Below are 7,782 nucleotides of genomic sequence, written 5' to 3' on the forward strand. Positions count from 1 at the left end.
AGACGAAGCTGAATCTTTGAAGAAAGTTTTGGAAGAAGCTGGAGCTGAAGTTGAGCTTAAATAAGATTATCCTGTAAATCAGGTAGTTCGGTTAAGAGTCCTCGTAACAGAGGATTCTTAACCTTTTTGCGTCTGACAGCATATAGTTGTTTTAAACAACAAAAAATAAATAAATTTTTAATTCATAATTGAATTACAGATGTCTTTAAACACTCAAAATCAAAGAATTAATTTTGCTTCTACTAAGAATCCGATGCAGTATCCGGATTTCTTGGAAGTACAGTTGAAGTCGTTCCATGACTTCCTGCAATTGGACACTCCGCCTGAACAACGAAAGAAGGATGGACTCTACAAGGTATTCTCTGAGAATTTCCCTATAGCAGACACACGTAATAACTTCGTGCTCGAGTTCCTTGACTACTATATCGACCCGCCACAATATTCTATTGATGAATGTCTGGAACGCGGTCTTACTTATAGTGTTCCTTTGAAAGCTAAAATGAAGCTTTACTGTACCGACCCCGATCACGAGGATTTTGATACCGTAATACAGGATGTATTCTTGGGACCTATCCCTTATATGACTCCGAAAGCCACTTTCGTTATAAACGGTGCTGAGCGTGTAGTTGTATCTCAGTTGCACCGTTCGCCGGGTGTTTTCTTTGGTCAGAGCATTCATGCCAATGGTACTAAACTTTATTCAGCACGTATCATCCCTTTCAAGGGTTCATGGATTGAGTTTGCTACAGATATCAACAATGTGATGTATGCGTACATCGACCGTAAGAAGAAGCTTCCTGTAACGACTTTGCTCCGTGCTGTAGGTTTTGAGAATGACAAAGACATACTTGAAATCTTTAATCTTGCAGAAGAGATTAAGGTTAACAAACAGAATCTTAAGAAAATCGTTGGAAGAAAGCTTGCAGCCCGCGTTTTGAAAACATGGACTGAAGACTTCGTAGATGAAGATACAGGTGAAGTTGTTTCAATCGAACGTAACGAAGTCGTAATTGACCGTGAAACTGTGATTGAAGCTGACCATATCGAAACTATCATCGAGTCTGGTGTACAGAACATTCTTGTACACAATGAGAATGCTAACGCTTCTGACTATTCTATTATATATAACACTCTTCAGAAAGACCCTTCAAACTCTGAAAAGGAAGCTGTATTGTATATCTACAGACAGTTGAGAAACGCTGACCCTGCTGATGAAGCAAGTGCCCGCGAAGTTATCAACAACCTGTTCTTCTCAGAAAAACGTTACGATTTGGGTGACGTGGGGCGTTATAGAATCAACAAGAAGTTGTCACTCGATACATCAATGGATGTCAGAGTGTTGACTAAACAAGATATTATCGAAATCATCAAATATCTGATTGAGCTTATCAACTCAAAAGCAGATGTGGATGATATCGATCACTTGAGTAACCGTCGTGTTAGAACTGTAGGTGAACAGTTGTCAAATCAGTTCTCTATAGCTTTGGCACGTATGAGTCGTACAATCCGCGAACGTATGAACGTACGCGACAACGAAGTGTTTACTCCGATAGATTTGATTAATGCGAAGACTATTTCTTCTGTTATCAACTCATTCTTCGGTACAAATGCTTTGTCACAGTTCATGGACCAGACAAACCCATTGGCTGAAATCACACATAAGCGTCGTCTTTCTGCCCTTGGTCCTGGCGGTCTTTCACGTGACCGTGCAGGTTTCGAGGTTCGTGACGTACACTATACTCACTACGGACGTCTGTGTCCTATTGAAACTCCTGAAGGTCCGAACATCGGTTTGATTTCTTCTTTGTGTGTATATGCAAAGATTAATGACCTCGGATTTATTGTAACTCCATACCGTAAGGTTGAAGACAGCGTAGTAGACTTGTCACCGGAAGGTATCGAATATTTGTCGGCTGAAGAAGAAGAAGATGTAATCATTGCTCAGGGTAATGCGCCTCTGAACGACGATGGTACATTTATCCGCGAAAAGGTAAAAGCTCGTCGTGATGCTGACTATCCAGTGGTTACTCCTGATCAGGTACAGCTTATGGACGTATCTCCACAGCAGATTGCTTCTATAGCAGCTTCTCTTATTCCGTTCCTTGAACATGACGATGCTAACCGTGCGTTGATGGGTTCTAACATGATGCGCCAGGCGGTTCCATTGTTGCGTACTGAGGCTCCAATCGTGGGTACTGGTATTGAAAAGCAGCTTTGTGAAGACTCAAGAACTCAGATTGCTGCTGAAGGTGATGGTGTTATTGAATTCGTCGATGCAACAACAATACGAATCCTTTACGACCGCACTGACGAAGAAGAATTTGTAAGTTTCGAACCTGCGATGGTAGAGTACAAGATACCTAAATTCCGCAAGACTAACCAGAGCATGACTATCGACTTGCGTCCGATTTGTTCAAAAGGACAGCGTGTCAAGAAGGGTGATATCCTTACAGAAGGTTATTCTACTGCAAACGGTGAGTTGGCTCTTGGTAAGAACCTCTTGGTGGCTTACATGCCATGGAAGGGTTATAACTATGAGGATGCTATCGTATTGAATGAACGTGTAGTTCGTGAAGATATCCTTACTTCAGTACATGTAGACGAATATATACTTGAAGTTCGCGAAACTAAACGAGGAATGGAAGAGCTTACAGCTGATATTCCTAACGTTAGTGAAGAAGCTACTAAGGACCTTGACGAAACAGGTATCGTAAGAATCGGTGCACGTATCGAACCGGGAGATATCCTTATCGGTAAGATTACTCCTAAGGGTGAGTCAGACCCTTCACCGGAAGAAAAACTGTTGCGTGCTATCTTCGGTGACAAGGCCGGCGATGTTAAGGATGCTTCACTTAAGGCTTCTCCTTCATTGAGAGGTGTTGTAATAGACAAGAAATTGTACTCTCGCGTAGTTAAGACTCGCAGCGAAAAGAATGCAGACAAGCTTATCCTGCCGAAACTGAACGAAGAGTTTGAAGAAAAGGCAGCTAAGTTGAAGGAAATCCTTGTAGACAAACTTATGGTATTGACAAACAATCTTGTATCGCAGGGCGTAAAAGATTATTTGGGTACTGAAGTTATTGCTAAGGGAGCCAAATTTACAAAACGTGATCTTGAAATACTTGATTATACAGTAATACAGTTGAGCTCATGGACTGCAGACGAGCATAAGAACCAGCTCATCCGCTCGTTGATTATGAACTATATCAAGAAATACAAAGAATACGATGCTGAACTGAAGCGTAAGAAATTCGCTCTTACAATCGGTGATGAATTGCCTTCAGGTATCATGCAGATGGCTAAGGTTTATATCGCCAAGAAACGTAAAATCGGTGTAGGTGATAAGATGGCCGGTCGTCACGGTAACAAGGGTATCGTTTCAAGAGTTGTAAGACAGGAAGATATGCCGTTCCTTGCAGATGGTACTCCGGTAGATATCGTATTGAATCCGTTGGGTGTGCCTTCACGTATGAACATCGGTCAGATATTCGAAGCTGTGTTGGGACGTGCAGGAAAGGAGCTTGGTCTTAGGTTTGCTACTCCTATCTTCGACGGAGCAACTTTGGATGATCTTGACAAATGGACTGATAAGGCAGGATTGCCACGTTACTGTAAGACTTATCTATATGATGGGGGTACAGGTGAACAGTTCGACCAGCCTGCAACTGTCGGTGTGACTTATATGCTTAAACTCGGTCACATGGTTGAAGACAAGATGCATGCTCGTTCAATCGGTCCTTATTCGTTGATTACTCAGCAGCCACTTGGTGGTAAGGCACAATTCGGTGGTCAGCGTTTCGGAGAGATGGAAGTCTGGGCTATCGAGGCATTCGGTGCTGCCCATATTCTTCAGGAAATTCTGACTATCAAGTCAGACGATGTCGTAGGACGCTCTAAGGCTTATGAAGCTATTGTTAAGGGTGAGCCGATGCCAACTCCGGGTATCCCTGAATCACTTAACGTATTGCTTCACGAATTGAGAGGTCTGTGCTTGAGCATTACAATGGAATAATAAAAAAACTAATTAAAGTATGGCTTTTAGAAAAGACACTAAAATAAAAAGTAATTTCTCTAAAATTACTATTGGTTTGGCTTCACCGGAAGAGATTCTTGAAAACTCTTATGGTGAGGTTCTGAAACCTGAAACCATCAACTACCGTACCTACAAGCCTGAACGTGACGGTTTGTTCTGCGAACGTATCTTCGGTCCGGTAAAGGACTACGAATGTCATTGTGGTAAGTACAAGCGCATTCGCTATAAAGGTATTGTCTGCGACCGATGCGGTGTCGAAGTAACAGAGAAGAAAGTACGTCGTGAACGTAGCGGACACATACAGCTTGTTGTGCCTGTAGCTCATATCTGGTACTTCCGTTCATTGCCTAACAAAATCGGTTATTTGTTGGGATTGCCTACAAAGAAACTTGATGCAATCATATATTATGAACGCTATGTTGTTATTCAGCCGGGTATTAAGGCTGAAGACGGCATCAGCAAATATGACCTTCTTGAAGAAGGCGAATATTTGGATATAATGGAATCATTGCCAAAGGATAACCAGTTCCTTGATGATTCTGATCCGAATAAGTTTATCGCGAAGATGGGTGCCGAAGCTATATATGACCTTTTGGCTGCTCTTGATTTGGATGAACTTTCATATGAACTTCGCCATAAAGCTAACAACGATTCATCACAGCAGCGTAAGAACGAGGCTTTGAAGCGTCTTCAGGTTGTAGAATCGTTCCGTGCTTCGAAGGGAAGAAACAAACCGGAATGGATGATTATCAAGAACGTACCGGTTATTCCGCCAGAATTGCGTCCGCTTGTTCCATTGGATGGTGGCCGTTTCGCTACTTCTGACTTGAATGACTTGTACCGTCGTGTTATCATTCGTAACAACCGTCTGAAGAGACTTATCGAAATCAAGGCTCCTGATGTAATCTTGCGTAATGAAAAGCGTATGCTTCAGGAAGCTGTCGATTCATTGTTCGATAACTCACGTAAGGCAAGTGCTGTCAAGACTGATGCAAACCGTCCGCTTAAGTCACTTTCTGACAGCTTGAAAGGTAAGCAGGGACGTTTCCGTCAGAACTTGTTGGGTAAGCGTGTTGACTACTCTGCACGTTCGGTAATCGTCGTTGGTCCTGAATTGAAGATGGGTGAGTGCGGTATTCCTAAATTGATGGCTGCCGAACTTTACAAACCATTCATCATAAGAAAACTTATTGAAAGAGGTATCGTTAAGACTGTAAAATCAGCGAAGAAGATAGTAGACCGCAAGGAAGCTGTTATCTGGGATATTCTGGAACACGTAATGAAAGGACATCCGGTATTGCTGAACCGTGCGCCGACACTTCACCGTCTTGGTATCCAGGCATTCCAGCCTAAGATGATTGAAGGAAAAGCTATCCAGCTTCACCCGTTGGCATGTACAGCGTTCAACGCTGACTTCGACGGTGACCAGATGGCCGTTCACTTGCCTTTGAGCAACGAGGCTGTACTGGAAGCTCAGATGTTGATGTTGCAGTCACACAATATCCTTAACCCTGCAAACGGTGCGCCTATCACAGTGCCTGCACAGGATATGGTACTTGGTCTTTACTATATCACTAAATTGCGTAAGGGCGCTAAGGGTGAAGGCTTGATATTCTACGGACCTGAAGAAGCTCTTATCGCATACAATGAAGGTAAAGTGGATATTCATGCAATAGTTAGCGTTGTGGCTAATGACTTGGATGAAAACGGAAATATCGTTAAGAAGATGATTAAGGAAACTTCTGTAGGACGTGTAATCGTAAACGAAATCGTTCCTGATGAATGTGGTTACCTTAATACTATCATATCTAAGAAGTCATTGCGTGACATCATCAGCGACGTAATCAAGGCTGTGGGTGTTGCACGTGCTTGTGAATTCCTTGACGGTATCAAGAACCTTGGTTATAAGATGGCATTCGAAGGTGGTTTGTCATTCAACCTTGGTGATATTATCATACCGAGGGAAAAAGAAGAACTCGTAAGACGTGGTAACGAAGAAATTGAACAGATTATGATGAACTATAACATGGGATTCATCACTGACAATGAACGTTACAACCAGGTAATTGATACTTGGACACACGTTAACAGTGACTTGTCTGATATCCTTTACAAGACTATTAAGAATGACGACCAGGGATTCAACTCAGTATTTATGATGCTTGATTCCGGTGCCCGTGGTTCTAAGGAACAGATTCGTCAGTTGTCTGGTATGCGTGGTTTGATGGCTAAACCTCAGAAAGCAGGTGCTGAAGGTGCTCAGATCATTGAAAACCCTATCCTTTCTAACTTTAAGGAAGGTCTTTCGGTGTTGGAGTACTTTATTTCAACTCACGGTGCACGTAAGGGTCTTGCCGATACTGCGTTGAAGACAGCCGATGCCGGATACTTGACTCGTCGTCTTGTAGACGTTTCACACGATGTGATTATCAATGAAGAAGACTGTGGTACATTGCGCGGACTTGTTTGTACAGCGTTGAAGAATAATGATGAAGTTATTGCTACACTTTACGAACGTATATTGGGACGTGTCTCTGTACACGATATTATACATCCTACTACAGGTGAACTTATAGTAGCAGCAGGTGAAGAAATTACAGAAGCTATTGCTGAAGAAATTGAAAAATCACCTATTGAAAGCGTAGAAATCCGTTCTGTACTTACTTGTGAGTCTAAGAAGGGTGTTTGTGCTAAATGTTACGGACGTAACCTTGCTTCAAGTAAGATGGTTCAGAAGGGTGAGGCTGTCGGTGTCATCGCTGCTCAGTCAATCGGTGAACCGGGTACTCAGTTGACATTGCGTACATTCCACGCCGGAGGTATCGCTGGTAACATGGCTGCCAATGCATCTATCGTTGCCAAGAACCCTGCTCGTCTGGAATTTGAAGAATTGCGTACTGTTGATGCTGTTGAAGAAACAGGCGAACCGGTTAAGATTGTTGTTGGACGTTTAGCTGAAGTTCGTTTTGTTGATATCAATACAGGTATCATCTTGTCAACTCACAACGTACCTTACGGTTCTAAACTTTATGCTGCAGACAGTGAAATAGTTGAGAAGGGTAAACTTATTGCAAAATGGGACCCATTCAACGCCGTAATCGTAACTGAAGTTGGTGGTAAGATTGATTTCGAATCAGTTATCGAAAACGTAACTTACAAGGTAGAATCTGACGAAGCTACAGGTTTGCGCGAAATCATCATCACTGAGTCTAAGGATAAGAACAAGATTCCTTCATTGCACATCCTTGATGAAAACGGTGGTATCTTGCGTACATACAACTTGCCGGTAGGTGGTCACGTAGTAGTAGAGGATAAGGAAAACGTTAAGGCCGGTGACATTCTTGTTAAGATTCCACGTGCGGTAGGTAAGGCTGGTGATATCACCGGTGGTCTTCCACGTGTAACAGAGTTGTTCGAGGCTCGTAATCCATCTAACCCTGCTGTGGTTTCTGAAATAGACGGTGAAATTACAATGGGTAAGATTAAGCGTGGTAACCGTGAAATTATCGTTACATCTAAGACTGGTGAGGTTCGTAAGTATCTCGTTGCATTGTCTAAGCAGATTCTTGTACAGGAAAACGACTATGTACGTGCCGGAACTCCATTGTCTGACGGTGCTATTACTCCTGCTGACATCTTGGCTATCAAGGGTCCTACAGCAGTACAGGAATACATTGTTAACGAAATCCAGGATGTTTACCGTCTGCAGGGTGTGAAGATTAACGATAAGCACTTTGAAATCATCGTAC

General features: G+C 42.6%; 2 protein-coding genes. Both read left to right on the plus strand.

All coding sequences use genetic code 11. From position 1 onward, the window contains the following. Positions 1–199: 199 nt before the first annotated feature. Positions 200–4,012 carry a DNA-directed RNA polymerase subunit beta gene (gene rpoB, locus QZ379_RS11175; protein ID WP_291564586.1) on the plus strand — a complete coding sequence of 1,271 codons (3,813 nt, stop codon included), beginning with the start codon at positions 200–202 and terminating at the stop codon, positions 4,010–4,012. A 19-nt stretch (positions 4,013–4,031) separates the two neighbouring features. Further along, on the plus strand, positions 4,032–7,782 hold a 3,751-nt coding region (rpoC, locus tag QZ379_RS11180; RefSeq protein WP_291564589.1), incomplete at its 3' end, for a DNA-directed RNA polymerase subunit beta'.

The sequence above is a fragment of the Bacteroides sp. genome (assembly GCF_019417265.1).
GTDB lineage: Bacteria > Bacteroidota > Bacteroidia > Bacteroidales > Bacteroidaceae > Phocaeicola.

Coding starts and splice junctions, on each gene's coding strand:
- rpoB (WP_291564586.1), top strand. CDS start 200: ATGTCTTTAAACACTCAAAATCAAAGAATTAATTTTGCTTCTACTAAG.